The sequence below is a fragment of the Bradyrhizobium sp. B025 genome (assembly GCF_042257955.1).
GTDB lineage: Bacteria > Pseudomonadota > Alphaproteobacteria > Rhizobiales > Xanthobacteraceae > Bradyrhizobium > Bradyrhizobium diazoefficiens.
Genome location: NZ_CP170150.1, coordinates 4,893,705 through 4,919,565, shown reverse-complemented (window position 1 = coordinate 4,919,565; position 25,861 = coordinate 4,893,705). Strand labels below are relative to the sequence as shown.

Genomic DNA, 25,861 nt, shown 5'->3' with positions numbered 1-25,861 from the left:
GACCCGGAATCTCGAGATTCCGGGTTCGATGCTCCAGGCCGCGCTTCGCGGTCCTGTCGCATCGCCCCGGAATGACAGGGAAGTTTGGATGCGCTCAGCCAAATCAATTTTGATCGCACTTTTAGCGATCACTTCAATCTCATCCGCCCACGCCCAATCGCTCCCCGGAGGCTTCGTCTATTTGCGCGACATCGATCCCGGCATCATCCAGGACATCCGCTACGCCACCTCGAACAATTTCGTCGGCCGTCCGCTCGCCGGCTACGGCGCCGGTGAGTGCGTGGTGAAGCGGGAGGTGGGGCTGCGGTTGAAGGCGGTCCAGCAGGACCTCGCCGCACAAAACCTGTCGCTCAAGATGTTCGACTGCTACCGGCCGGCGCGGGCCTCGCTCGACATGGTCGCGTGGTCGCAGAATGGCCGCGAGACGGCCGCCGAGCGGCGCTACAATCCCAGGATTCCCAAGACCGAGCTGTTTCGCCTCGGCTATATCGCGAGCCGCTCGCAGCATTCGACGGGGGCGGCGCTCGATCTCACCTTGGTCGATCTCAAGGCCGACAATTCCGGCAAATACGACCCGTCGAAAACCTATGCCGACTGCACGGCGTCGGTCGAGGCGCGGCCGCCGGAGGGCAGCGTGGACATGGGCACCGGCTACGACTGCACGGATACGAAGGGCCATACCGCAGCACCGTCGATCACGCCGGACCAGCGCGCGTGGCGCAAGCGGCTGGTGGCTGCGATGGCCAAGCAAGGCTTTGTGAACTATTCGAAGGAGTGGTGGCATTTTTCGCTGCCGGGGGCAGGCGGGGCGGCCTATGATTTCCCGATCCAGCCGCGGCGGAACTGATTCCGCGCCGGGGAAACAAGATGACTCAGCCCAGCTTCGCAACCCACGAGGTCTTCAACCAGTCGCCGCCGTTTTGGGATGTCGATCTGTTTGCCGTGGACCGGCCGCTGGTCGAGGCGGTCAAGGCCAATGGCGGCGCTAAGGCGGAGCGGGAGCTGTCCGAATTCGGCAAGCACTGGGGCTCTGCCGCGATGGCCGATCGCGGGCGCGTGGCGAATGAGAACACGCCCAAGCTGCGCACCTTCGACGCCAAGGGCAATCGCCGCGACCAGGTCGAGTTTCATCCCGCCTATCACGAGCTGATGGCGCACAGCGCGCATGCCGGCGTGCACAATTCGACCTGGACGGCGGACGGGAAGCCGGCGGGCGATGCCGCCGAGGTCATCCGCGCCGCAAAATTCTACATCGCCTCGCAGGTCGAGACCGGCCATCTCTGTCCAATCACGATGACGCGCGCCTCCGTCGCCGCGCTGGCGATGCAGCCGGATCTGCTGGCGCGCGTGATGCCTGTGCTGGCGACGAAGAGCTACGACCCGACGTTCGCGCCGTGGTGGGACAAGCGCGGCATGACGCTCGGCATGGGCATGACCGAGAAGCAGGGCGGCACCGATGTGCGCGCCAACATGACGCGCGCGGTGCGTGACGGCGACGCCTATCGCATCACCGGCCACAAATGGTTCATGTCGGCGCCGATGTGCGACGCGTTCCTGGTGCTGGCGCAGGCCGACGAGGGCCTGACCTGCTTCTTCATGCCGCGCTTTGTGCCCGACGGGTCCGTCAACGCGATCCAGTTCCAGCGCTTGAAGGACAAGCTCGGCAACCGCTCCAATGCGTCGTCCGAGGTCGAGTTCTCCGGCGCTTATGCGCAAGCGGTCGGCGAGGCGGGCAAGGGCATCCGCACCATCATCCAGATGGTGCAGCTGACGCGGCAGGATTGCGCGATCGCCTCCACCGGCCTGATGCGCTCGGGGCTCGCGCATGCGCTGCATCATGCGCGTCACCGCAGCGTGTTCCAGAAGCATCTCGCCGACCAGCCCTTGATGCAGGCGGTGCTGTCGGACATGGCGCTGCATGTGGAGGCGAGCGTCGCCCTGGTGATGCGGCTCTGCCGCGCCTTCGACCGCACCCCGCACGATGCGGCGGAGGCCGCCTATATGCGGCTGCTGACGCCCGCGATCAAATACTGGACCTGCAAGAGCGCGCCTAGCTTCCTCTACGAGGCGATGGAGTGCCTCGGCGGCAACGGCTATGTCGAGGACGGCATCCTGGCACGCCACTATCGGGAGTCGCCGGTCAACGCGATCTGGGAAGGCTCGGGCAACGTGATGTGCCTCGACGTGCTGCGCGCACTGTCGCGCGAGCCGGAGGCGGCGATGGCGGTGCTGCAATCGCTTGCCGCCGAGACCAAGGGTTTGCCGGGCGCAGGCGAGGCGGTCGCGTTCATCGGCAAGACCTTCCGCCGCGCCGATGGCGAGCGCGTCGCGCGGCTCGCGGTCGAGAAGCTGGCGCTGCTCGCCGCGGCCGCCGCGCTGAACGGCGTGTCGCCGCGTCATGCTGAACTGTTCGCGGCCACGCGCCTCGCCACAACCCACGCCAGCATGTACGGCGCGGTCGAGCTGGAGAGCGGCGACGTGCGCGCGCTGCTGGAGAGGGCGCTGCCGTGAGCTTTTTGCTTCTTTTTTGCCGTCATTCCGGGGCGATGCGAAGCATCGAACTACGGTGCGCCCTTGCGCACCTGAGAATCTCGAGATTCCGGGTTCGCCCTTCGGGCGCCGCGGAATGACGGCAATCTCAACGAAAGCCTCCTGATGGATTCCCTCAATCCCGAGCATCCGCCACTGACCATGACGCCCGCGGATCACGCGCCGCGCGTCTGGAGGTTCTTCGGTACGGCGCTGTGGGGCCTTCTCATCTTCGTCGCGATGTTCGTCGGCCAGGTCGGGGCGATCCTGCTGCTGGCCGCGCTGCGCGGCCTTCCGATCGACATGGCCTCGATCCAGTCGGTCGGCCGCGAGCCGGCGGCGCTCGCGCTGTCGGTCATCATGGGCCTGCCGGCGACACTCCTCGCGGTGTGGCTCGCCATCCGTATCAAGAAGGCCTCCTTCGTCGACTATCTCGCGCTGCGCTGGCCGTCCTGGATGCAGCTCCTGTTCGGCGCGGTCGGTCTCATCCTGCTGGTGCTGGCCTGGGAGACGGTGTCGCGGAGCCTCGGCCGCGAGGCGACGCCGGGCTTCATGACCGATCTGTTGAAATCGGGCCGTGACAAGGGCGCGGCCCTGTTGCTGCTGATCGCCTTCAGCGTGGCGGCGCCGATGTCGGAAGAGGTGCTGGCGCGCGGCTTTCTCTATCGCGGCTGGTCGGCGAGCTTCCTGCGCGTGCCCGGCGCGATCATCCTGTCGTCGCTGGTGTGGACGGTCGTGCATCTGCAATACGACCTGTACTTCCTCGCCGAGGTCTTCACCATCGGCCTGTGGTTCGGCTACATGCGCTATCGCGCCAATTCGCTCTGGCTGACGATCGTGCTGCACGCGCTGAACAACATGACTGCGGTGGTGCTGACGATGTGGCTGGGGGGCTGACGGCGGTTGCCCCACATTCCCTCATTGCGAGCGCAAGCGAAGCAATCCAGAATCTCTCCGCGGAGGGATTCTGGATTGCTTCGTCGCATCAGCGCAAAATTGCTTCGCAATTTTGTCGCGAGCTCCTCGCTCTGACGAGCAGAGGGAGGCGCCCACAATGGCGAGTTCTAGGCCACCAGCGCGATCGCAACCGGCATCGTGATGGCCGCCAGGATGGTCTGCAGCGTGATGATCTGCGCCAGCAGCGGCGCATCGCCACCCATCTGCCGGGCCAGCACATAGGCGCTGGGTGAGGTCGGCACCGCCGCGCAGATCGCGACGATTGCCAGACTGTTGCCTGATAGCCCGAACCAGGCCGCAAGCCCCAGCGCGAGCACGGGCATCAGGACCAGCTTGAAGGCGACGCCGATCGTCGCGCTCAGGCTGGGACGCAGGAGGCCTTCGAGATGCAGGCCCGCACCGGTCACGAGCAGGCCGATCGCCAGCGATGACCGGCTCAGCGCGTCCGCAACCTCGTGCCAGATCTTCGGCAGCGGAAGATGGACGACGTTGATGAAGAGCCCGATTGCGCAGGCCCAGATCAGGGGATTTCGGATCACTGTCATGACGATCGCGCGGGCGGACTGTTTCTCCGGCGATGCATAGTGCGCGAGCACGGCGACGCTGAACACGTTGACCAGAGGGATGATCGCGACCATCGCGACCGAAGCCAGCGCCAGCCCGACATCGCCGAACATGTTGGCGGAGACGGAGAGCGCCACATAGGTCTGCCAGCGCGTCGCGCCCTGGAAGATCGAGGTAAAGGCCGGCCCGTCAATATCGAGCCGCGACAGGGCCGGGCGCAGCGCGAGGCACAGCAGCGACATCGCCAGCGCCGACAGCAAGAGCGCGCCGCCGACGCCGGCGACCGGCACCTTGGAAAGGTCGGCCTTCACCAGCGTCTGGATCAGCAGCATCGGAAACAGCACGAAATAGGTCAGCCGCTCCAGCCCGTGCCATTGCGTGTCCAGCCGCATCAGGCTGCGCCTCAGCACGACGCCGAGCACGATGAGGATGAAGACCGGCAGCAGCGCCGCGATCACGACGGCCATGGGGGTCAGCCGTTTCCGGTGCGCAAGTTCGCGAGGCGGTCGAGCGCGCCTTGCAGGATGAAGATCGCGGCGTGCTCGTCGATCACCTCGGCGCGCTTGGCGCGGCTGACATCCATGCCGATCAGCTCGCGTTCGACCGCTGCGGTCGAGAGGCGCTCGTCCCAGAGGCCGATGGGGAGCGTGGTGAGATTGGCGAGGTTGCGGGCGAAGGCGCGGGTCGATTGCGCGCGCGGGCCCTCGCTGCCGTCCATGTTGATGGGCAGGCCAAGCACGAAGCCGACGACCTTGCGCTCAGCGGCGATCGCGAGCAGCCGGGCGGCGTCCTGCTTGAACGCCTTGCGCTGAATGGTCTCGACGCCGGTCGCCAACCGCCGGTCCGGGTTCGACACGGCGACGCCAATCGTCTTGGTGCCCAGATCAAGGCCAACCAGCCCGCCGCGTTCGGGCCAGTGGGTTGCAGCATCGACCAGGGGCAGGATAAGAGCCGGCATGGCATCAGCGCATATCACGCGTCACGCCGTGGAGTGAACCCGGAACATGGATGCGCTGACACTATTCGGCCTGTTTGCCGTCACCGCGATGCTGGTCTGCTATGCGATGGAGGACCGCAGCCACTGGTTCGTGCTGCTGTTCGCGATGTCCTGCGCGCTCGGCTCGGCCTACGGCTTCCTGCAGGGCGCCTGGCCGTTCGGGCTGGTCGAGGCGATCTGGGCCGTGGTGGCGCTCCGGCGCTGGTATCTCAGGCCGCGATGACGTCGTCGTCCTTCTTCAGGCAGGCGGCAAAGCCTTGCAGCGCGCTGTACTGATGTCCGGCACTGCGCTGGATGAAGAGTGTCTCGACGCGCGCGTGCGAGGCGCTCAGCGGGTGGATCGACACGCTGCCGTTCATCGCGCTGCGCTCGACCACGGCGCGCGGGAGCAGCGTCACGCCCATGTCGGCGGCGACGCAGCCGATCATGCCGTCGAGCGTGCCGAGCTCAAACCGTGCGGCCGACGGCCAGCCGAACTCGACGAAGATCTGCTCGAGCCGCTGGCGATAGGTGCAGCCGGTGCGGAACACCAGCGCAGTCGGACCTGACTCCGGCGTGCCGGCACGCAGCTCCGCAAGCGAGCTCCAGCGCCGCGCGCTGACCAGCACCAGCTCTTCGCGGAAGGCGCTCGTCGCCGTGAGGTCGGCATGCGCGATGGGACCTGCGACGAAGGCGCCGTCGAGCGTGCCTTCGAGCACGCCAGCAACGAGGTCGGCCGTTGTTGCCGTGCGCAAGGAGAGGCGCACGGCCGGGAAGCGGCGGTGGAAATCGGCCAGCAGCGGCGGCAGACGCACGGCGGCTGTCGTTTCCATCGAACCGATCGCCAGCGGCCCTTTCGGCTCGCCATCGTCGCGCGCGGCGAGCACGGCCTCGCGCGATAGCGCGGCCATCCGTTGCGCGTAGGGCAGGAGGCGTTTGCCGGCGCCGGTCAGCGTCATGCCGCGGCTGTGGCGCTCGAACAGCGGCGTGCCGATCTCCGCCTCCAGCGCCTTCACGCGCTGGGTGACGTTGGACTGCACCGTGTTGAGCTCCTCGGCGGCGCGGGTGATACCGCCGGTACGCGCGACCGCGGCGAAGGTCTGGATATCGCTGAGTTCCATGGCGTCGTTTCGCTTTTGTGATGGCAGCGTTCGCTACAATTCATTTTTCGAGAATGCTAGTCGCGCTTAGTCTCGCTGTCCAGATCGGGGAGAAGCCATGCCCATTGCGACGCCGCTGACGAGCTTGCTGGAGATCAGGCATCCCATCCTGCTGGCGCCGATGGATGTCGTCGCGGGCAGCCGTCTGGTGGCGGCTGTCAGCCGCGCGGGAGGCTTCGGCATTCTGGGCGGCGGCTATGGCGAGCGGGCGTGGCTGGAGCGGGAGTCGCAAAGCTCTCCGATCTGCGTGCGCCGTTCGGGATCGGCTTCATCACCTGGAGCCTCGCCAAGCGGCCCGAGCTGCTCGACATCGCGCTCGCCGCAAAGCCGTCGGCGATCATGCTGTCCTTCGGCGATCCTGCGCCGTTCGCACCGAAGATCAGATCCGCGGGCGCGCGCCTGATCTGCCAGGTGCAGGACGAGGCGATGGCGCGGCAGGCGCTCGACGCCGGCGCCGATATCCTGATCGCGCAGGGCACGGAGGCGGGCGGTCACGGCGCGTCACGGACCAGCATCGATCTCGTGCCTGCCATCGTCGATCTCGCGGGCCGTGTGCCTGTGGTGGCGGCCGGCGGCATCGCGGACGGGCGCGGTCTCGCCGCCATGATGATGCTGGGCGCGAGCGGCGTGCTGCTCGGCACGCGCTTCTATGCGAGCCAGGAAGCCGACGGCGCCGAGGAGGCCAAGCGGCGCATTTGCGCGGCCAGCAGCGGCTCGACCGTGCGCGGGATCATCTTCGACCTGTCGCGCAACAATGTCTGGCCGGCGCCCTTCACGGGAAGGTGTCTGCTCAACGACCACGCCAGGCGCTGGATCGGCCGCGAGGTCGAGATGATGCAGAATGTCGCCGCAGTCGCGGCGGACTATGCGGTGGCGAAAGCGGCCGACAATTTCGATATCGCCGCCGTGATCGCAGGCGAGGCGGTCGGGTTGATCCATGATATTCCACCGGCGGCCGAGATCGTGGAGCGGATTGCGGCCGAGGCGGAGCACCTGCTTGCCGGCCGGCGCAACTCCATCACGTCCGTCGCCTGAACCATGAGAGACAGAACCATGTGGCCTGACCGTCGACTGATCGACCTCTTCAAGACCGAATTCCCGATCGTGCTCGCGCCGATGGCCGGTGTGATGGATGCGGAGCTGGTGATCGCCGCCGCGCAAGGCGGGGCGCTGGGCTCGCTGCCCTGCGCGATGCTGTCGGCGGAGAAGGCGCGGGAGCAGGTCAACATCATTCGCCAGCGCGTGAAGGCGCCCGTGAACATGAACTTCTTCTGCCATACGCCGATCGATCTCACGGCTGAGGCCGAAGTGCGCTGGAAGCAGCGGCTCGCCGGTTACTACCGGGAGCATGGCCTCGATCCGGCGGCGCCCATCAATGCCGCGAACCGGGCTCCGTTCGATGCGGCCTTTTGCGAAGTCGTCGAGGAGCTGAAGCCGGAAGTCGTCAGCTTCCATTTCGGCCTGCCGGAGCAGGCGCTGCTCAAGCGTGTCAAGGCCGCCGGCTGCCTCGTCATCTCGTCCGCCACGACGGTGAAGGAAGCCGTCTGGCTCGAGCGGCACGGCGCCGACGCCGTGATCGCGCAAGGCGCCGAGGCCGGCGGCCATCGCGGCATGTTCCTGACCGACAAGATCGCCGAGCAGCCCGGCACCTTCGCGCTGGTGCCGCAGGTCGCCGATGCCGTGAAGGTGCCGGTCATCGCAGCGGGTGGCATCGCCGACGGGCGCGGCATCGCCGCCGCCTTCGCGCTCGGCGCCTCCGGCGTGCAGATCGGCAGCGCCTATCTGCGTTGCCCGGAATCCAAGGTGAGTGCGGCGGGCCGCGCTGTGCTGGCCGAGGGGCGAGACGATTCCACCGTCATCACCAATGTCATGACCGGCCGGCCGGCGCGCGGGGTGCAGAACCGCCTGATGCGCGAGGCCGGGCCGATCTCGCCGGATGCACCGCCGTTTCCCCATGCGGCGACCGCGCTGGGGCCGCTCAAGGCCGCCGCCGAAAAGCAGGGCAGGGTGGATTTCACCAATCTCTGGGCCGGCCAGGCCATCGCCCTCGGCCGTGAGCTCCCTGCCGCCGAATTGACCCGGGATCTGGCCAAATCGGCCCTGGCCCGCATGAAGGCGCTCGCTGGATAGGCGGGAAGCCCCGGTTGCGGCGCAAAACCGGCCTCTGCTATACGGCACATAGGTTTTGCCGTGAGAGGCCTTATATAATGTCCGTCGACGCCGCTACCGTCCGCCGCATCGCGCATCTGGCGCGCATCGCGGTTTCCGAGGGCGAGGTTCCGCATCTGCAGGGCGAGCTCAACGCCATGCTCGCCTTCGTCGAGCAGCTCTCGGAGGTCAATGTCGAGGGCGTGGAGGCCATGACCTCGGTCACCCCGATGCAGATGAAGAAGCGGCAGGACGTGGTCAATGACGGCGAGATCGCGGACGATATCGTTGCCAACGCGCCCGCGACCGAAGGCCACTTCTTCCTGGTGCCGAAGGTCGTCGAGTAATTTTTAGGACGTGGTCCGATGTGCCTGCTTTGCGACGATGAGAAGGCCTACCAGGCCTATATGAACTATCTCGACAAGATGGAGCGGCAGGGCAAGGCTGCCGACCCCAATGTCGCCGTCAATGCCGTGCTCGACGAGATCGAGGCGGCTGCGAAAGCGGCCGCCAAGAAAGACGACCCGGCCAACGACAAGACCCTGTCTCCATTCTTCTGCAGCCCGATCAATAAATGACCGATTTGACATCGCTGACGCTCGCCGAGGCCCGCAAGGGTCTCGCGGCCAAGACTTTCACGTCACTCGAGCTGACCGACGCGCATCTGTCCGCGATCGAAGCCGCGCGCGTGCTCAATGCCTTCGTGATGGAGACGCCGGACCGCGCGCGCGATATGGCGCGCGAGGCGGATGACAAGATCGCCAAAGGCGATGCCGGCCCGCTCGCCGGCATCCCGCTCGGCATCAAGGACCTGTTCGCGACCAAGGGCGTGCGCACCACGGCCTGCTCGAAGATCCTCGGCAATTTCGTGCCAACCTACGAGTCCACCGTGACCTCGCAGCTCTGGCGCGACGGCGCGGTGATGCTCGGCAAGCTCAACAATGACGAGTTCGCGATGGGCTCGGCGAACGAGACCTCGTGCTTCGGTCCCGTCGGCAATCCCTGGCGGCGTGAAGGCTCCAACACCACGCTGGTGCCGGGCGGCTCGTCCGGCGGCTCGGCCTCGGCCGTGGCGGCGCTGCTGTGCATGGGCGCGACCGCGACCGACACCGGCGGCTCGATCCGCCAGCCGGCGGCGTTCACCGCGACCGTCGGCATCAAGCCGACCTATGGCCGCTGCTCGCGCTGGGGCATCGTCGCCTTTGCATCTTCGCTCGACCAGGCAGGTCCGATCGCGCGCAGCGTGCGCGACAGCGCGATGCTGCTGCGCTCGATGGCCGGCCACGATCCGAAGGACACGACGTCCGTCGATATTCCCGTGCCGGACTATGAGGCCGCGATCGGCAAGTCCGTGAAGGGCATCAGGATCGGCATCCCCAAGGAGTACCGTCTCGACGGCATGCCGGCCGAGATCGAGAAGCTGTGGAGCGAGGGCGCGGCGTGGCTCAAGGCCGCCGGCGCCGAGCTCGTCGAGGTGTCGCTGCCGCACACGAAGTACGCGCTGCCGGCCTATTACATCGTGGCGCCGGCGGAGGCGTCCTCCAACCTCGCGCGCTATGACGGCGTGCGCTACGGCCTGCGCGAGCAGGGCAGGAACATCATCGAGCTGTACGAGAACACCCGCGCCGAAGGTTTTGGCGCGGAAGTGCGCCGCCGCGTCATGATCGGCACCTATGTGCTCTCGGCCGGCTATTACGATGCCTATTATCTGCGCGCCCAGAAGGTCCGCACGCTGATCAAGAAGGATTTCGAGGATTGCTTCGCCAAGGGCGTCAACGCGATCCTGACGCCTGCGACGCCGTCGGCGGCCTTCGGCATCGGCGAGAAGGGCGGCGCCGACCCGGTCGAGATGTATCTCAACGACATCTTCACGGTGACGGTGAACATGGCGGGGCTGCCCGGCATCGCCGTGCCCGCCGGCAAGGACGCACAGGGCCTGCCGCTCGGCCTGCAACTGATCGGCCGTCCCTTCGACGAGGAGACGCTGTTCTCGCTCGGCGAAGTGATCGAGCAGGCCGCCGGCCGCTTCACGCCCGCGAGGTGGTGGTGAATGTCGCAGCGTTCATCGCGAGCCTCGACGGCGCGGCGCCGGCGCCGGACCTGAACGCGCCGCTCACAGGTCTCTGGTGGGCCGCCAAGGGCGACTGGGACCGGGCGCACAAGATCGTTCAGGATGAGAGCAGCCGCGAGGCGGCCTGGGTGCACGCCTATCTGCACCGCGTCGAAGGCGATCTCGGCAATGCCGGCTACTGGTATCGCCAGGCCGGACAGGTCGCGGCAAAGGATTCATTGGAAGCGGAGTGGCAGCGGATCGCTGTCACGCTGCTCGGGAGCAAGACATGAGCACGGCCACGCACAAGCTTCTCAAAGGCGCCACCGGCGATTGGGAGATGGTCATCGGCATGGAGATCCACGCCCAGGTGACGTCGAACTCAAAGCTGTTCTCGGGCGCGTCCACCGCGTTCGGCGGCGAGCCGAACAGCCACGTGTCGCTGGTCGATGTTGCGATGCCGGGCATGCTGCCCGTCATCAACGAGGAATGCGTCAGGCAGGCTGTCCGGACCGGGCTTGGTCTCAACGCAAAGATCAATCTGCGTTCGGTGTTCGATCGCAAAAACTATTTCTATCCGGACCTGCCGCAGGGCTACCAGATCAGCCAGTACAAATCGCCCGTCGTGGGCGAAGGTGAGGTGCTGGTCGAGCTCGACGGCGGTCGCAGTGTCACCGTCGGCATCGAGCGCCTGCATATCGAGCAGGATCCAGGCAAAATGCTGCACGACCAGTCGCCGTCGCTGTCCCTCATCGACTTCAACCGCTGTGGCGTGGCGCTGATGGAGATTGTCTCAAAACCGGACATCCGCGACGCCGAGCAGGCCAAGGCCTATGTCACCAAGCTGCGCTCGATCATGCGCTACCTCGGCACCTGTGACGGGGACATGGAGAAGGGAAATCTGCGCGCCGACGTCAACGTCTCCGTGCGCAAGCCCGGCGGGCCGCTCGGCACCCGCTGCGAAATCAAGAACATGAACTCGATCAACTTCATCGGCCAGGCGATCGAGTATGAAGCGCGGCGTCAGATCGATATCCTCGAGGACGGTGGGCAGATCGAGCAGGAGACGCGCCGGTTCGACCCCGACAAGGGCGAGACGCGGTCGATGCGGTCGAAGGAAGAGGCGCACGACTACCGCTACTTCCCCGATCCCGACCTGCTGCCGCTGGAGTTCAGCCAGGAGTTCGTCGACGAGCTGAAGGCGAAGCTGCCCGAGCTGCCGGACCAGAAGAAGACGCGCTTCGTCGCCGATTTCGGCCTGTCAGCTTACGACGCGAGCGTGCTGGTCGCCGAGCGCGAGAGCGCGGTGTTCTACGAGACCGTGCTCGACAAGCTCGGCAACCGCGCGCGCGACGGCAAGATGGCGGCGAACTGGGTGATCAACGAGCTGTTCGGTCGTCTCAACAAGGAAGGCCGGGATATTACGGGCTCTCCCGTCACCGCCGAGCAGCTGGCTGCGATCATCGATCTGATCGGCGAGGGCACGATCTCCGGCAAGATCGCCAAGGATCTGTTCGAGATCGTCTGGCAGGAGGGCGGCGATCCCCGCGCACTGGTCGAAAGCCGCGGCATGAAGCAGGTCACCGACCTCTCGGCGATCGAGAAGGTGGTCGACGACATCATCGCGGCCAATCCCGACAAGGCCGCGCAGGTCAAGGACAAGCCGCAGTCGCTCGGCTGGTTCGTCGGCCAGGTGATGAAGGCGTCCGGCGGCAAGGCCAACCCGCAAAGCGTCAACGAGCTGCTCAAGTCCAAGCTCGGCATCTAGCCTCACGCGTTCGGACGAGGTGACGGACATGCTTCGTCACCTCGCTATGGGTTCGCGATGCGACGCTCGCGCGCGTCTTCGGCGGCAATCTTCATCCCGACGACTGCGATGCGGCGACCGAATCGCCGTCACGCGATTCGCGCAAAACGGCGGCTTGCACGCGCTCCGACGAGCGCTCGCGCCGTTAAGCATGAAAATATTTTCGTTGCCAAAAACTGCGACTCAGAGTCCGCGAAACGCCTTCGCGGGGCGATCCTGCGCGTCGCGACGCGCGTCATCGCGTCGATCACGCGCAATGCGTGAGTGCAGGAAAATACTTTCTGCATAGTGTTTTCTTGCAATCATTACTCTCGCAAACATCGATGATGCGCCCACTCTCCGCGATCGGACGAACACGTCATGCAGTGTGCTTGCATCGCGCTCGCCAAGCGCACGCGCCTTGCTGCGTCAACACTTCTTTAAGCGAGAAGCTGTTTTTTTCGTCGTGTTGGTGTATTCGGGATGAGTGTGCATTCGATCCCCGACTGCATGCAGCGATTAAAGCCATCTCACACATCGGAGGGCAACATGGCCAAGAAAGCGAAGAAGGCGAAGAAGGCGAAGAGCGCAGTGAAGAAGACTGCGAAGAAGACCCGCAAGGTCGCGAAGAAGAAGAAGTAACTTCGACTTCTGAAGTTGCCGGCTCCTAGAGAGCCGGCACGTCATCAGCGCCTCCCAGAGGTTCTGGTCGACGATAGAGGGTGTCGGCGAGACATCAGGTCAACGGTCGGATCGCTCTTTTCGCGGTCCGGCAGAAGAAACGAGTTTTCTTCGTTCGGTGCGGTGCCGGTTCTCCGGTTCTGCAATTTCACAAGCGGCCTTCGGGTCAACGTGAAATCTGGTCCTGACGTGTTCGCCGACGCCCTCGTTCTCTGAGGCCGGGGTATTGCCGGCATTCCCTTTCCATACATTGCTGATCTGGTCGTGGCGTGACCGCGCCGCCGCTGAGCGCTGCCTCGGGGCAGGCGAGGGCTGCGGCTTTGTCGTTGCGCGACGTCCGTGCGCCGTTTTCCCTATTTGCAGTGCCATCGCCCGGCGGCGACCCGGTGCGTCGCGGCTTCTCGATGGATGGGGCGCCCGCCTGCCGCCTTCGCTGAAGCTTCGGCGTTCCAGGACCGCAAGCCCCGGCAGTGCCTTGGCGTAGCCGGGTCATGGGTGACGACAGGAAGTGGCGGAGTGTACGCCACAGCGCCCCGCCACCGCGCGCGATGGTTATCGTTGTCCGAAAATCGCAGGGTAAACCGAATCTGACAAATCGCAGAAGTGCCCGTCAAATGGGGACTTTTGGCATTCTGCGCGCGGCCGCGGTCAAGGCGCGTTTACGTCTGCTTCATCGCGATACTTAAACTGCCATTCAAATTTGCCCGCCATCATCGCTTCCAACAAGCCGGCAAACGGCCTGGGCAAGAAGACTTGGGGAAGAGTTGAGCAGCGCATGATCCCAGAAGGGATCACGCAAATCAGAGTTGGACGGGAGCCGCGCTCGGGGGAACGAGGCGGCATAAGAAAACAGGGGATGCGTTATGTTTCAGGGTACTTTCGATCTGGAGACCGCAACGCCGATCGACGCGAGCGCGCTGTCGGACGTGCTGTTCGAGCGCGGGATCTATTGGGCGAGCGGCCGCGCCGGCCTCGTCGATCTCGTCGCCGCGCACAAATGGTTCAACCTCGCCGCCCTGAAGGGCCGCAAGGACGCCGTGGCGCTGCGCCAGGAAGTTGCCGGACAGATGTCGGACGCCGAGATCTCGGCCGCACAGCGCGACGCGAGGGCGTGGGTTTCCACCCACTAGAGCCATTTCTGTTCCGATGGCATCGGAACAGGGCTCTGGTGTCTTGTTCTGAGATGTTTTCCCGACGCGAACCGGTATCCGCCTCGCTTGAAAAACGCTTTGAGCGGCGGATCGCAGCCGGCCCCGTGTTTCCACGGGCGCGCTTGGTTGCGCTGAATCAAGTTCCTTCGTCGTGACGCCGCCTAGACCCGCGCGGCATGAGCGCTGCCGACACGAATGGACAATGGCTGCCGATTCAGATCGCGCCCGACGATTGCGATCTGGAACTCGGACGGCCGCACAAGACGGGCATCGTGCCCTGGACCTTTCCATGCCGGCGCAGGTCCGGCGTCTGGTTCAACGTCTGGGCCGAGGAGCCGGTGCTGATTTCGCCCTCGCATTGGCGAATCTGGCGGTCCGGCCGCTAGGTGCGGACACACATAATATAGGGAGAGCGAGAATCGGGCTGAGCTCAGCCGCGCGGATCCCCGCACCAAGCTCTCTCCGGCGCGGCGATCGCTTTCAGGTGAGAGAACGGCAGGCCTTGATTCTGCTGCTGGGTGGCGGAGAGGGAGGGATTCGAACCCTCGATACAGCTTGAGACCGTATGACGCTTTAGCAAAGCGTTGCCTTCAGCCACTCGGCCACCTCTCCGGTGCGAGCCTTATGCCTCTAATTACTTGGGCCGGTCAATTTGTAAGCGCGTGTTTGCGCTCGAATATTCCCAGCGATTTTCGGAATGGAGCCGGTTTGCTTCCGGGGTGCGAACCGTTACGCGCGAGAACGGACGCGGGAGGCTGGAATGTCCGGCGTATGCAGCAAGGATGTTCTTGCGTATGGGGGCATTCTTTCTGGCGTAAGTGGCTGGATTTACTGCAAAATCAGTACATTTTGTGAGAGGGAGCCTATCGACGGGTTCGAATCCCTTGGCCTTCCCAGCATGTCGGCAATGCATTGATTTTACTTTGTTTTGTGCTGAGTGCCTGCTGCCGCACGTGGAACGAGCTGCTCCCTGATCGTATTCGCTCGGACGGTCCGCCGATTCTGCTAACGATGCTCTCGGCGGAACAGGCGCCCAGCGGCAGAGCCGGATGGGCCTTCGCGGGACCGGTTGCTATGGTCAACGAGTTGAATCGAGGGAGGAATGGGCTTGGCGAATGAGTTGCAGGCCAAATTTCGGCGTGCTGTCGATGCCTTTCAGGCCAGGGACCTGGCGAAAGCGGAGAAGATACTCGAGCAGATCAGGAGATCCTCCCCGAAAATCTTCGACGTCGAGCACTTCCTTGGCGTGATCAAGCTGGTCCAGGGCCGATTTGCCGACGCTGAGATCCATCTCAAAGCAGCGGTCGGCCTGAATGGAAACAGTGATGAAGCGCTCAGCAATTACGGCTACGCGCTCAAGAGCCTGAATCGCCCCCAGGAAGCGCTGGTCTATTTCACCCGCGCCCTGGCGGTGAATCCGCACAATCCTCTCTCGTACCACAACAGAGGTACGATACTCGCCGAATTCTCGAGGAACTATTCGGAGGCGATCGAGCAGTTCGACAAGGCGGCGTTCTACAATCCGAACTTTGCCGATGCATATTCAAGCAAGGGCAATTGCCTCGAAAAGCTCAAGCGCTATGAGGACGCCCTCGTTGCCTACGACAAGGCGTTGTCGGTCAAGCCCGATCTCGAGCATGCGTGGCTTGGTCGAGGGAATGCCTTGAGGAATCTCAAGCGCTACGACGAAGCGTTTGCCACTTACGACAAGGCGCTGTCGCTCAAGCCCGATTTTGCGAATGCGTGGATCGGCCGAGGGGATGTCTTCAACAGTCTCAAGCGCTACGACGAAGCGCTTGCTGCGTACGACAAGGCACTGTCGATCAAGCCCGATCTCGAGGGTGCGTGGGTTGCCCGTGGCCATGTCTTCTGGATCCTGAAGCGGTATGAGGAGGCGTCGACTGCCTATGACAAGGCGCTGTCGATCAAGTCCGATCTGGAGAATGCGTGGCTTGGTCGGGGCAATGTGTCGTTTGACCTGAAGCGCTATGACGAAGCGTCCGCCGCGTTTAACAGGGCGCTATCGGTCCGGCCTGATCTGGCGGAAGCATGGCTTGGCCAGGGCAATGTTCTCAACGAGCTCAAGCACCATGACGATGCGCTCGCCGCATTCGACCGCGCGCTCTCGATCAAGCCTGACCTCGCGGAGGCATGGCTTGGTCGAGGCAATGTCGCGTGGGGCCTCAAGCGCTATGAGGAGGCTCTCGCCGCCTATGACCGGGCGCTCTCGATCAAGCCTGACCTGGAGGGGGCGTGGATCGGTCGGGGCAATGTCTTCACCGAGCTCAAGCGCTATGAGGTAGCTTTTGCTGCTTATGACAAGGCGGTGTCGATCGAGCCGGACCTGGAAGGCATCGAGGGGCTGCGCCTTTTTGCAAAGATGAACTTGTGCAATTGGGACAATCTGGAGGGAGAGATCGGTCATTTGACGGGGGCGATACGGGCCGGGAAGGCCAATAGCTCTCCTTTTGCGTTGCTGTCGTTGACTGACACTCCCGACGATCATCTGCGATGCGCCAGGGCGTGGGTGAGCGCGAAGCTCCCGCAATTGTCCAAACCGGGTTCAAGGGGTGGGATCCACAAGCACGACAAGATTCGGATCGGATATGTTTCACCCGATCTTCGTCAGCATCCGGTCGGGTACCTGACCGCCGCGATGTTCGAGAACCACGATACCAGCCGATTTGAGACCTACGCCTTTTCGATCGGTCCGAACGACGGCAGCGACCTGCGCAGACGACTGGAAGGGGCCTTCCACCGCTTCATCGATTGCCAGGATAAGAGTGACGGTGAAGTCCTGGAGGCGATCAAGGAGGCAGAGATAGACATTCTCGTCGATCTTGCGGGGCACACACAGAATGCCAGGCTGTCGCTATTCGTTTCCGGTCCCGCTCCGATAGCCGTCAATTTCCTCGGGTTCGCGGGGACGGTGGGCAGCAAGGAGCTGTCGAATTACATCATTGCCGATTACGTCGTCTTGCCGGAGTCAAACAACCAGTTCTTTGCAGAGAAAGTGGTTCGTCTGCCCGGCAGTTTCATGCCCCGCGACAACAAGGGGGAGGCAATCGATGACATAAGGCTCGAGAGGGCTGATCACGGGTTACGGCAGGAATGGATTGTATTTTGTTGTTTCAACCCTGCCTACAAGATCAATCGGTCCGTCTTCGATAGCTGGGTGAATATTCTGGGGAAGGTGGATCATTCGGTGTTGTGGTTGTCCGACATGGGAGAGGCCGCAAAATCGAACCTGCGAAAAGCAGCCAAGGACCGGGGCGTCGATCCGGATCGCCTGGTGTTCGCAAGGCGCCTTTCATCATCCTCCGAGCACCTGGCGCGGCATCGCCTTGCCGACCTCTTCCTGGATACGCTGCCCTACAACGCACATACGACGGCGAGCGATGCGCTGTGGGCCGGCCTGCCGGTCGTGACGCAAATTGGTAACAGTTTCGCAGGCCGCGTCGCGGCGAGCTTGCTCAACGCAGTCGGCTTGCCCGAATTGGTCGCGCGAACACGCGACGAATATGAAGCGCTCGCAATCGAGCTGGCGCTGAACAGGCAAAAGCTCCAGGGGATTCGCGAGAGGCTGCGAGAGAACCGTTTGACGACATCGTTGTTCGATGCGGCGCGCTATACCAGGCACCTGGAAGCGGCCTACGAGGCCATGCATCAACGGCATCAGGCGGGACTTCCGCCGGATCACATCGACATTCGACCGCTCGGATGAGGAAGGCTGCCTATGCGCGTCTGCTGTTGCTCGTGCAGACCACCAGGCCGCGCTTAACTCCGGCCATGCCGTCTCCAGTCGCCTTATCCCGAATGCCGATATTCCTGTCTTTCGTTGGCCTGACCGATGATCGCGTAGCTTCGTTCATCTTTGACCGGCGACCTGTCGTCACGCCTGCCGTGCGGCGGAGGCGCGCCGGTTAAACTGGGTTTCCTCGCGGGTTCCCGCCGCCCGCCCGGAATGAAGAACCCGGACCCCGGCTGAGGAAGAAGAGGGGCTGGCGAGACTCCGTCGCCGCCGGCCGGGGGCGACCGTTTCGGCCTGCCGCGTGACATCCCGGCGCCGATGTTGCCGTGGTCGCGCTCTTTCCAGATCAGTCGATTCTTGAAGGGGCGGCGGATCCTGCCAAGTCGCTCGCCGATTCTACGATTCGATGGCGCCAGACCGCAGCTTCGCGACGCCCGTCCCCGCGGCGCCCCAGGTGAGGAATTTCGATGGCAGTCGGAACCGTCCTAAAAACCACAGTAAAAACAATATGTTGCGAGGCCGTTCTGATCACATCTGCGTGTTATTTGTGCAACACCCATCGGAAAACGCGCTCCATTGGCCCGTTTCGGAGCGTTCTGTTGTTGTGTGTGCAAGGACGTTCGGTAATTGTGACTGAGCGACGGAGGGGGGCATCCCGAGGTCGTCCCGTTTTAGGTGGTTCGCTTAAGTCCCTCGCGTTCAGCGGGTGTGTCCGAAGGCGCGAAGCGACTAAGCGGTGAGTTAAGGGACAAGGGAACCAACCTTAGGGTGTCTTCACCCAGCGGATCCGGAACCTTCCCTATAGAGCAAACTTGGAGGTTTAACATGAAGTTGGTTAAGAGCCTTTTGCTCGGTTCAGCGGCGGGTCTGATCGCCGTTGGCGGAGCACAGGCAGCCGATCTCCCCGTGAAGGCCAAAGCGGTCGAATACGTGAAGATCTGCTCCCTGTACGGTGCCGGATTCTACTACATCCCGGGCACTGACACCTGCATCAAGCTGGGTGGTTACCTGCGCGCTGAAGTCGCGCTGGGCACCAACTCGGACTTCACCCTGAATCAGAACGTCTCGACCCAGGGCGCCAACGGTGCACGCAACCGTCTGACGAACTACTACACCGCTCGCGCTCGTGAAGACCTCAACATCGACACGCGCACCGCGACCGAATACGGCGTGGTCCGCACCTTCTTCGATGGCGTGTTCTCCTGGACGACCGGCAACTACGTCGGCACCGGCAGCGCGACCGGCACCACCGCCTACAGCGGCGCGCTGGCGACTGCCACGACCCCTGGCGCGACCACCACGTCGCTCTTTGGCTCGGGCGGTGGCTCGGTGAACGGCACCGACGGCAACACCTCGGCCGGTTCGCTCGGCGTGTACTACGCCTTCATCCAGTTCGCCGGCTTCACCATGGGTAAGGCCGTGTCGCAGTTCGACGCGCCCTGGACCAACTATCCCGGCAACAACTTCGACGGTCTCGTCGGCGGCAGCGGCACGGTCACTGGTATCAACCAGTTCTCGTACACCGCTGACTTCGGGCAGGGCATCACGGCGGCGTTCTCGGCGGAAGATCCGACCTCGTACATGCAGGCCGGCAATCTCAACATGACCGGCGCGACCGCGTCCAGCGTGCTCGGTGCCTCCTACGGCTCCAACGCCATCGGCGGTTCGCGTTCGCCGAACCTCGTCGCTATGGTGCGTGTCGACCAGGCCTGGGGCCTGTTCCAGGCATCGGTTGCGGCCAAGGACAACCACGTCGCTTACTACGGCGCCACCGAGCCGACTGGCCACCCCGACGACAAGTGGGGTTGGGCGGTTCAGCTCGCTCTGTCGATCAAGAACATCCCGACTGGTGCGGGTGACGTGATCAACATCTCGGGCGTCTACACCGACGGCGCGACCCGCTACAACTTCCAGAACCTCGCGGGCAGCACCTACGTGATGTTCGGCAGTTCGGGCACCGCCTACCAGAGCCTCGGCTACGCCACGGCTCCGGACACCGTGTTCATCACGGGTAGCTCGCAGGAAACCGTCAAGACCTGGGGCTTCCGCGGTGCTTACACCCATAACTGGGATCCGTACTGGAACACGGCGATCTACGGTGCTTACGCTCAGGCGCAGTTCGGCACCTTGGCCAAGACCACGCTTTGCGGCGCTGGTGGTGCTGGTGGTGGCGTGATCGGTGCTGGGTTCGCCGGCGTGACTGCCTGTAACCCGGACTTCGCGATCGGCCAGGTGGGCATCATCACCCGCTGGACCCCGGTCAAGAACCTGACGTTCTCGGCTGACCTTGCCTGGACCCATCTCGACCAGAAGTATGCTGGTACGGTGACCCCGGCCGCTCTGGTCCCCGTTCCCGCCAAGCCGGTCGCGGCCTACGAGCTGAAGGATCAGAACTCGCTCGTTATGCTCCTCCGCGCTCAGCGCAACTGGTAAGTTCGGTCTAACGACCTGACAGAGAGCCCCGGCGGGAAACCGCCGGGGCTTTTCTTTTGGTGCATGGCTTTGCGCCCCAGCAATGTCGGCCGAGCCGGCGCGTCGCTTCCGTGACCGGTCGCGTGCACGCCTCAGGTCGCGGCCGCTGCTCAAGCCGGACGACGGCGCATGTCCGGCGCTTGCCACCGATGCTCTCGGCAGCGACTCCCTGCGCTGTCTGCTTATGGCCCTGAAACGGGCCTTTGATCTGGATCAACCCGGAGGAGTGCCACCAGGCCGCTGATGCGATGGCCCCCGGGGGTCGTCATGTATCTGGCTGATACGAAATCGTTGTCTGGCTCCGGACAATCGTTCGAAGATCCAGCAGGTGAGGGGATGCTTTATGTGCCGGGCGGCACGTTTCGCATGGGCTCGGATCGGCATTATCCGGAGGAAGCGCCGGCCCATCTCGTTACCGTTGACGGATTCTGGATGGATCGCACGCCGGTCACCAACCGCCAATTCCGCAAATTCGTGAACGCGACCGGCTACGTCACTTTCGCCGAAATTACACCTGATGCGAAGGACTATCCGGGCGCTCTGCCGCACATGCTCAAGGCCGGGTCACTGGTCTTCATGCCGCCTAAGCGAGCTGTAGACTTGCACAACTGGGGGCAATGGTGGACGTTCAAGTTCGGCGCCAACTGGCGCCGTCCCTATGGTCCGCGCAGCAACATCAGCGGGCTCGACGACCACCCGGTCGTCCACGTCGCCTACCGCGACGTCGAAGCCTATGCCAAATGGGCCGGCAAGGAATTGCCGACCGAGGCCGAATGGGAATTCGCCGCACGCGGCGGACTGGACGGCGCGGAATTCGCCTGGGGTGACGAGCTATTCCCCCGCGGAAGGCATATGGCAAACACCTGGCAGGGCAATTTCCCGCACCAGAATCTTGCGGCTGATGGCTTCGAACGCACTTCGCCCGTCACCGCATTCCTGGCCAACGGTTACGGCCTGCACGACATGATCGGTAATGTCTGGAAATGGACGGCCGATTGGTATTCGCAGAAGCACGAAGCCGACGCCCTGAAAGTCTGCTGCATCCCGCAAAATCCTCGCGGCGGGCCCGAGGGCGCGAGCTACGATTCTTGTCAGCCGAACCTCAGGATTCCACGCAAGGTACTTAAAGGCGGCTCGCATCTTTGCGCTCCCAGCTACTGCCGCCGCTATCGTCCGGCCGCGCGTCATGCCGAGCCGATCGACACCTCAGCAAGCCATGTCGGCTTCAGGTGCATCGCCAGGAAGAGGATCACGTCATGAGTAACGATCGGATTCCGGAAAAGCCTGAGATGAGCACGGGACCAATCGGCGGAGGATTGAAACGCCGCGATCTCTTGTTGAGTGGTAGTTCTCTCGTCGCCGCTTCGGCGCTCTCGGCCGTCGGATTGACGAGCCCTGCGCAAGCGCAGCAACCAGCTACGGCGCCGGCGCCCGCTACGCCCGGGCAACGGCCGAACATCGTCGTCATCATGGGTGACGATATCGGCATCTGGAATATCGGGGCCTACCACCGCGGGATGATGGCCGGGCGGACGCCAAACCTCGACAAGATCGCCGCCGAAGGCATGCTGTTCACCGATTACTACGCCGAGGCGAGTTGCACGGCGGGTCGCGCCAACTTCATCACCGGCGAGCTGCCGATCCGCACCGGCATGACCACAGTCGGCCAGGCCGGCGCTCCCACCGGCTTGCCGGCGGAGGCCGTGACCATTGCCGCGGCGCTGAAAGGTATGGGCTACGCCACCGGCCAGTTCGGCAAGAACCACCTTGGCGACAAAAACGAGTTTCTGCCGACGGTGCATGGCTTCGACGAGTTCTTCGGCTACCTGTATCACCTCGACGCGATGGAAGATCCGGCCCACCCCGCTTATCCGCAGGAGCTGTTGAACACAGTCGGTCCGCGCAACATGGTTCACTCGTGGGCGACCAACGTGGACGACGCCACCGTGGATCCGCGCTGGGGCAAGGTCGGCAAGCAGAGGATCGAGGACGCCGGAACGCTCTATCCCAAGCGGATGGAAACCGTGGACGATGAAATCCGCGACTTCGCGCTCAATTTCATCGACAGGGCCAGGGCCGACAACAAGCCATTCTTCCTGTGGCTCAATCCGACCCGCATGCACATCGTTACGCACCTGTCGCCGAAGTACCAGGCGATGCGCAACTCCAAGAATGGTTGGTCCATCCATGAAGCCGGCATGGCGCAGCTCGACGACGACATTGGCATCGTGATGCAGAAGCTGAAGGATATGGGCGTCGATGACAACACCATCGTGGTATTCACGACCGACAACGGCACCGAGGTCTTCACCTGGCCCGATGGCGGACAGACGCCATTCGCGCAGAGCAAAGGCACGATCATGGAGGGCGGCTTCCGCGCGCCGGCGATGGTCCGCTGGCCGGGCAAGGTGCCGGCCGGCAAGGTCGAGAACGGCATCATGTCCGGACTGGACTGGTTCCCGACCTTCCTGGCCGCCGCCGGCAACCCCAACATCGTCGACGAGCTCAAAAAGGGTAAGCAGATCGGTGACCGCACCTACAAGTGCCATCTGGACGGCTACAACCAGCTGGACATGATCACTGGCAAGGGGCCGTCAAATCGGCACGAAATCTTTTATTTCGGCGAAAGCGAGCTGGGGGCCGTGCGCATCGACGACTACAAATATCGTTTTATCGACCAGCCCGGAGGCTGGCTGGGTGATAAAAGCAAGGTTGACGTGCCCTATTTGACCAACCTTCGCCTCGATCCTTTCGAGCGCACGGGCTGGCCCGATAGCGGGACCAAATACGGGGCGCAACAATACTTCGACTGGTTCAAATACGAATTCTGGCGCTTCGTGTTTGTTCAGCAGCAGGTGGAAAAGCTGGCGATGACGGCGATCGAGTTTCCGCCGATGCAGAGGGGTGCAAGCTTCAATCTAGACGCTGTGAAGGCCAAGATCGAAGCGGCGCGAGCGGCAATCGCCAAGTAGCGCAGCTTAAGGCGCCGCTATTCCACGCTGCCGGTGCCGCGGCGCAGGTCGGCCTCGATCTGCAACCGCGTGCCGCCGCCGAAGCGGGCGCGGTAGACCTGAAGGTTCTCCATGATCCGCTGCACGTAATTGCGCGTCTCGGAGAACGGAATGAGCTCGACCCAGTCGACCGCGTCGACCTTGGGATCGCGCGGATCGCCGTAGCGGTCGACCCACTTCTTCACGCTGCCGCGGCCGGCATTGTAGGCGGCAAACGTCATGATGTAGGAGCCGCGATAATCCTCGAGCAGCCCACCGAGCTCGGCCGAGCCGAGCGTAGCGTTGTAGGCCGAATCGTTCTTCAGCCGCCCCAAATCGTAGGTCGCGCCATGCCGCTTGCAGACATAGCGTGCGGCATCCGGCGTCACCTGCATCAGCCCGTAGGCCTGTGCCGGCGAGACCACCGAGGGATTGAACGCGCTCTCCTGCCGGGCGATGGCGTAGACGATGCTGCGCTCGACCTCGGGGCCGATCGGCGTGAATTGCGGAATGCCGTTGACGGGATAGGCGTAAAAATCGAACGGAAGGCCGCGGTTGAGCGCGGCCTTGCCGACCAGCAGCATGCCGCGCGCATCGCTGTAGCGCTGGGTCAGCTCGCCAAGGCCGGTCAGGGCTTCGGGATCGCCGTTCTCGCCCATGTCGGCGAGCATGGGCACGGCCATCTCGCGCTCGTCGAGCTCGTAGAGCAGTTGCGCCGCGCGCACGATCTCCAGCCGTTCAGCGCCGCGCCCGCGCGGCTGGCTGTTGAGCTCGATCTGCGGCAGGCCGAGTTTTGCGCGTGCGAGCTGGCCGTAATAGCTCGTGGATTGTTCGGCAGCCCGCGCATAGGCGTTGCGCGCCTCCTGCTGGCGGCCCGCCGCTTCCGCCGCGCGGCCCTGCCAATAGCCGGCGCGCGCCAGCGTGGTCGGATTGACGCTGCCGACGCCGATGCGGGCAAAATGCTGGGTGGCGGTCGCGGGATCGTTGAGAAAGCGCAGCGCGATCCAGCCTGCCGTGAACTCCTGCTCGGTCTTGTAGATGTCGCGCGAGGGCAGCGCCGCGTCGCGCGCGATCAGATAGGCGCTGCGGAACTCCTCGGTGTCGATCATCTTGCGCGCGAGCAGGCGCCGCTCGATCCACCATTCGTCGAGATTGTAGAGCCGGTTCGGATCCTTCGGCGCCGACAGCATGAGCTGGGCGGCCTCGGCAAACTTCTCCTCGCGGCGCAGCAGCTGGATCTTGCTGAAGATGAAACCGGGGTCATTGTGCAGCTCGCGCGGCACGGCCTCGAGCAGGGCACGCGTGTTCGGCGCCTTCTTGAACGAGGCGATGCGGGCCTTGGCGAGTGCGACATAGCCGGCACCGAGACGTTTTGCGGCGCGCAGAGCGGCCTCGTTTTCGCTGCCGTAGAGCAGGGTGTCCATCCGCGCCTTCTGATCGCCCGGCGTCAGCAGGGCGCCGAACTGGTCGAGCGCGTTGTTCTCGGTGTCCTCCGACATCGGATCGCTGCGCCAGGCCTCGCGCACCAGCCGCTCGGCATTGGCGCGGTCGCCGCGCGCCAGCATCGCCTTGGCGAGCGTGAAGCGGCCCTTCGCGGACACCGGGGATTCGTTCTCGAACCACGACCACGCAACTGAATCGTCGCGCCTGTCGTCCCACATCGCAGCCTCGAGGCGGCGGCGCAGGAAGGTCTGCGACGGCCAGCTCGGATTGGTGGAGAGGAAGACGCGATAGCGCTCGACGGTCGCGCCATTGTCCTCGCTGCGCAGGATGATCCATTCCGCGAGCTTTCGCGCGACGGGATCCGAGATCGTGGCGGCGGCATTGGTGGCGTCGCCCGCCTTGCGCTTGCGCACGAGTTCGATGACGCTCTCCAGCGTGTCCTTGTCGGCTTGCGACGTCGACGAGGTCGCAGCGATCGCGGCCGGCGTCACGGGCCTGCGAGGTGCCGCGTGCTGGCGGGTCGCGGGCGCCAGCACAGGAGCTGCGATCGGTTTGGCGGCCGGAGGGGCGGCGGGTCTGACGGTGGCCGTCGCGGCCGGCGCGGGTGCCGCTTTGGGGGGAGAGCCGGTGGCGGTCGGCTGCGATTTTGGCGCGGTCGCCGCTGCCGCAGGCTTGGGCTTGTTCTTGGTGGGGTCCTTGGCGGGTTCCTTGCCAGCATCCTTGCCGGCATTCTGGGCTGGTTTCTTCGCGGCATCCTTGGCGGGGGCGCCAGCCGCCCCCTTGCTCGCGCCCTTCGCTGTGTCCTTGCCGGTTCCCTTGGTGGTGTCCTTAGCTGTTTCCTTGACCGATCCTTTGCCGGATCCCTTCGCGGCGTCCTTGGCGGCTGGCTTCGCAGTGTCCTTGGCCCCTTCCGCGGGTGTCTCATTGGACTTGGCCCAGGCGGCGCAGCCGACCGACAGCCCTGCCATCAGGCACACGACCAGACCGGTGGATCGCCATGTGGCACGAGGAAATGAGGTCACGGCGTTTCGTCGCCCCGAATCAGTCAAGTGGCTCAAGATCTAGCTGAATTTGATTGAATATGCGGACAAAATACCAACAGCCGCTTACCTCGGGCGGGTTTGCACCATCACCGCGGCAAAATCGCGGCCTAAACGGTGCGTCGCACGGGAGCGGCCCTTTTACCGGCGGGATAGACCCGAT

General features: G+C 64.1%; 20 protein-coding genes, 1 tRNA gene and 1 pseudogene. 17 read left to right on the top strand and 5 right to left on the bottom strand.

Annotated elements, in window-relative coordinates:
- Window positions 1–88: 88 nt before the first annotated feature.
- The 3 genes from ACE10W_RS22815 (at window position 89) to ACE10W_RS22805 (ending at window position 3,426) form a co-directional block, all read left to right on the top strand.
- Window positions 89–847, top strand: a complete 759-nt coding sequence (locus ACE10W_RS22815) for a M15 family metallopeptidase (protein ID WP_375761996.1) — start codon at window positions 89–91, stop codon at window positions 845–847.
- A gap of 20 nt (window positions 848–867) precedes the next feature.
- Complete coding sequence (locus ACE10W_RS22810; protein WP_375761995.1) at window positions 868–2,511, top strand: acyl-CoA dehydrogenase family protein; 1,644 nt, start codon at window positions 868–870, stop codon at window positions 2,509–2,511.
- 144 nt (window positions 2,512–2,655) lie between these two features.
- Complete coding sequence (locus tag ACE10W_RS22805; protein ID WP_110116277.1) at window positions 2,656–3,426, top strand: CPBP family intramembrane glutamic endopeptidase; 771 nt, start codon at window positions 2,656–2,658, stop codon at window positions 3,424–3,426.
- 167 nt (window positions 3,427–3,593) lie between these two features.
- On the opposite strand, the gene ACE10W_RS22800 is transcribed toward ACE10W_RS22805, so the two are convergent.
- Together ACE10W_RS22800 and ruvX are read right to left on the bottom strand one after the other, a co-directional pair.
- Window positions 3,594–4,517 carry an AEC family transporter gene (locus ACE10W_RS22800; RefSeq protein ID WP_028171590.1) on the bottom strand — a complete coding sequence of 308 codons (924 nt, stop codon included), beginning with the start codon at window positions 4,515–4,517 and terminating at the stop codon, window positions 3,594–3,596.
- A gap of 5 nt (window positions 4,518–4,522) precedes the next feature.
- The gene (gene ruvX, locus ACE10W_RS22795) at window positions 4,523–5,008 is read right to left on the bottom strand and encodes a Holliday junction resolvase RuvX (protein ID WP_028171591.1); all 486 of its coding nucleotides are present in this window, start codon (window positions 5,006–5,008) and stop codon (window positions 4,523–4,525) included.
- Window positions 5,009–5,054: 46 nt separating this feature from the next.
- Here ruvX and ACE10W_RS22790 point away from each other — a divergent pair, with 46 nt between their 5' ends.
- Entirely contained in the window at window positions 5,055–5,270 is a 216-nt protein-coding gene (locus ACE10W_RS22790; RefSeq protein WP_028171592.1) for a hypothetical protein, read from the top strand.
- Here ACE10W_RS22790 and ACE10W_RS22785 read toward each other — a convergent pair.
- On the bottom strand, window positions 5,257–6,147 hold the full coding sequence (locus ACE10W_RS22785) for a LysR family transcriptional regulator (RefSeq protein ID WP_011087853.1): 891 nt from the start codon (window positions 6,145–6,147) through the stop codon (window positions 5,257–5,259). The two genes, ACE10W_RS22790 and ACE10W_RS22785, sit on opposite strands and share 14 nt — an antisense overlap.
- A 97-nt stretch (window positions 6,148–6,244) precedes the next feature.
- Between ACE10W_RS22785 and ACE10W_RS22780 the strand changes: the two are divergent.
- The 9 genes and pseudogenes from ACE10W_RS22780 (at window position 6,245) to ACE10W_RS22740 (ending at window position 14,388) form a co-directional block, all read left to right on the top strand.
- Window positions 6,245–7,221: pseudogene (locus ACE10W_RS22780) on the top strand (NAD(P)H-dependent flavin oxidoreductase).
- A gap of 18 nt (window positions 7,222–7,239) precedes the next feature.
- Window positions 7,240–8,316 (top strand): NAD(P)H-dependent flavin oxidoreductase, encoded by a 1,077-nt coding sequence (locus ACE10W_RS22775; protein WP_375761994.1) that lies wholly within the window; start codon window positions 7,240–7,242, stop codon window positions 8,314–8,316.
- A gap of 77 nt (window positions 8,317–8,393) precedes the next feature.
- Entirely contained in the window at window positions 8,394–8,681 is a 288-nt protein-coding gene (gene gatC, locus ACE10W_RS22770; protein WP_011087850.1) for an Asp-tRNA(Asn)/Glu-tRNA(Gln) amidotransferase subunit GatC, read from the top strand.
- A gap of 18 nt (window positions 8,682–8,699) precedes the next feature.
- Entirely contained in the window at window positions 8,700–8,912 is a 213-nt protein-coding gene (locus tag ACE10W_RS22765; RefSeq protein WP_027547180.1) for a hypothetical protein, read from the top strand.
- The gene (gatA, locus tag ACE10W_RS22760) at window positions 8,909–10,384 is read left to right on the top strand and encodes an Asp-tRNA(Asn)/Glu-tRNA(Gln) amidotransferase subunit GatA (RefSeq protein ID WP_375761993.1); all 1,476 of its coding nucleotides are present in this window, start codon (window positions 8,909–8,911) and stop codon (window positions 10,382–10,384) included. The genes ACE10W_RS22765 and gatA overlap by 4 nt, the downstream gene beginning before the upstream one ends.
- Window positions 10,375–10,677 carry a hypothetical protein gene (locus tag ACE10W_RS22755; RefSeq protein WP_011087848.1) on the top strand — a complete coding sequence of 101 codons (303 nt, stop codon included), beginning with the start codon at window positions 10,375–10,377 and terminating at the stop codon, window positions 10,675–10,677. Before gatA ends, ACE10W_RS22755 begins: the two co-directional genes overlap by 10 nt.
- On the top strand, window positions 10,674–12,152 hold the full coding sequence (gatB, locus tag ACE10W_RS22750; RefSeq protein WP_271554717.1) for an Asp-tRNA(Asn)/Glu-tRNA(Gln) amidotransferase subunit GatB: 1,479 nt from the start codon (window positions 10,674–10,676) through the stop codon (window positions 12,150–12,152). Before ACE10W_RS22755 ends, gatB begins: the two co-directional genes overlap by 4 nt.
- A gap of 1,562 nt (window positions 12,153–13,714) precedes the next feature.
- Window positions 13,715–13,981, top strand: coding sequence for a hypothetical protein (locus ACE10W_RS22745; RefSeq protein ID WP_028171599.1), 267 nt, complete (start codon window positions 13,715–13,717; stop codon window positions 13,979–13,981).
- Window positions 13,982–14,178: 197 nt separating this feature from the next.
- A complete protein-coding gene (locus tag ACE10W_RS22740) occupies window positions 14,179–14,388 on the top strand; it encodes a hypothetical protein (protein WP_375761992.1) in 210 nt (69 codons plus the stop codon).
- A 133-nt stretch (window positions 14,389–14,521) separates the two neighbouring features.
- On the opposite strand, the gene ACE10W_RS22735 is transcribed toward ACE10W_RS22740, so the two are convergent.
- A tRNA-Ser gene (locus ACE10W_RS22735) sits at window positions 14,522–14,614 on the bottom strand.
- A 496-nt stretch (window positions 14,615–15,110) separates the two neighbouring features.
- Between ACE10W_RS22735 and ACE10W_RS22730 the strand changes: the two genes are divergently transcribed.
- The 4 genes from ACE10W_RS22730 to ACE10W_RS22715 all read left to right on the top strand — a co-directional run bounded on the left by ACE10W_RS22730 (window position 15,111) and on the right by ACE10W_RS22715 (window position 23,197).
- Window positions 15,111–17,726 carry a tetratricopeptide repeat protein gene (locus ACE10W_RS22730; RefSeq protein WP_375761991.1) on the top strand — a complete coding sequence of 872 codons (2,616 nt, stop codon included), beginning with the start codon at window positions 15,111–15,113 and terminating at the stop codon, window positions 17,724–17,726.
- Between the two features lie 852 nt (window positions 17,727–18,578).
- Window positions 18,579–20,186: a porin gene (locus ACE10W_RS22725; RefSeq protein ID WP_271554713.1), complete on the top strand. Its 1,608-nt coding sequence runs from the start codon at window positions 18,579–18,581 to the stop codon at window positions 20,184–20,186.
- A 306-nt stretch (window positions 20,187–20,492) separates the two neighbouring features.
- Complete coding sequence (locus ACE10W_RS22720) at window positions 20,493–21,485, top strand: formylglycine-generating enzyme family protein (RefSeq protein ID WP_375761990.1); 993 nt, start codon at window positions 20,493–20,495, stop codon at window positions 21,483–21,485.
- 29 nt (window positions 21,486–21,514) lie between these two features.
- On the top strand, window positions 21,515–23,197 hold the full coding sequence (locus ACE10W_RS22715; protein WP_161537054.1) for an arylsulfatase: 1,683 nt from the start codon (window positions 21,515–21,517) through the stop codon (window positions 23,195–23,197).
- A 17-nt stretch (window positions 23,198–23,214) separates the two neighbouring features.
- Here the strand turns inward: ACE10W_RS22715 and ACE10W_RS22710 are convergent, their stop codons facing one another.
- Window positions 23,215–25,626, bottom strand: coding sequence for a transglycosylase SLT domain-containing protein (locus tag ACE10W_RS22710; RefSeq protein ID WP_375762771.1), 2,412 nt, complete (start codon window positions 25,624–25,626; stop codon window positions 23,215–23,217).
- Window positions 25,627–25,861 lie beyond the last annotated feature (235 nt).

Coding starts and splice junctions, on each gene's coding strand:
- ACE10W_RS22815 (WP_375761996.1), top strand. CDS start 89: ATGCGCTCAGCCAAATCAATTTTGATCGCACTTTTAGCGATCACTTCA.
- ACE10W_RS22810 (WP_375761995.1), top strand. CDS start 868: ATGACTCAGCCCAGCTTCGCAACCCACGAGGTCTTCAACCAGTCGCCG.
- ACE10W_RS22805 (WP_110116277.1), top strand. CDS start 2,656: ATGGATTCCCTCAATCCCGAGCATCCGCCACTGACCATGACGCCCGCG.
- ACE10W_RS22800 (WP_028171590.1), bottom strand. CDS start 4,517: ATGGCCGTCGTGATCGCGGCGCTGCTGCCGGTCTTCATCCTCATCGTG.
- ruvX (WP_028171591.1), bottom strand. CDS start 5,008: ATGCCGGCTCTTATCCTGCCCCTGGTCGATGCTGCAACCCACTGGCCC.
- ACE10W_RS22790 (WP_028171592.1), top strand. CDS start 5,055: ATGGATGCGCTGACACTATTCGGCCTGTTTGCCGTCACCGCGATGCTG.
- ACE10W_RS22785 (WP_011087853.1), bottom strand. CDS start 6,147: ATGGAACTCAGCGATATCCAGACCTTCGCCGCGGTCGCGCGTACCGGC.
- ACE10W_RS22775 (WP_375761994.1), top strand. CDS start 7,240: ATGTGGCCTGACCGTCGACTGATCGACCTCTTCAAGACCGAATTCCCG.
- gatC (WP_011087850.1), top strand. CDS start 8,394: ATGTCCGTCGACGCCGCTACCGTCCGCCGCATCGCGCATCTGGCGCGC.
- ACE10W_RS22765 (WP_027547180.1), top strand. CDS start 8,700: ATGTGCCTGCTTTGCGACGATGAGAAGGCCTACCAGGCCTATATGAAC.
- gatA (WP_375761993.1), top strand. CDS start 8,909: ATGACCGATTTGACATCGCTGACGCTCGCCGAGGCCCGCAAGGGTCTC.
- gatB (WP_271554717.1), top strand. CDS start 10,674: ATGAGCACGGCCACGCACAAGCTTCTCAAAGGCGCCACCGGCGATTGG.
- ACE10W_RS22745 (WP_028171599.1), top strand. CDS start 13,715: ATGTTTCAGGGTACTTTCGATCTGGAGACCGCAACGCCGATCGACGCG.
- ACE10W_RS22740 (WP_375761992.1), top strand. CDS start 14,179: ATGAGCGCTGCCGACACGAATGGACAATGGCTGCCGATTCAGATCGCG.
- ACE10W_RS22725 (WP_271554713.1), top strand. CDS start 18,579: ATGAAGTTGGTTAAGAGCCTTTTGCTCGGTTCAGCGGCGGGTCTGATC.
- ACE10W_RS22720 (WP_375761990.1), top strand. CDS start 20,493: ATGTATCTGGCTGATACGAAATCGTTGTCTGGCTCCGGACAATCGTTC.
- ACE10W_RS22715 (WP_161537054.1), top strand. CDS start 21,515: ATGAGCACGGGACCAATCGGCGGAGGATTGAAACGCCGCGATCTCTTG.
- ACE10W_RS22710 (WP_375762771.1), bottom strand. CDS start 25,626: ATGGCAGGGCTGTCGGTCGGCTGCGCCGCCTGGGCCAAGTCCAATGAG.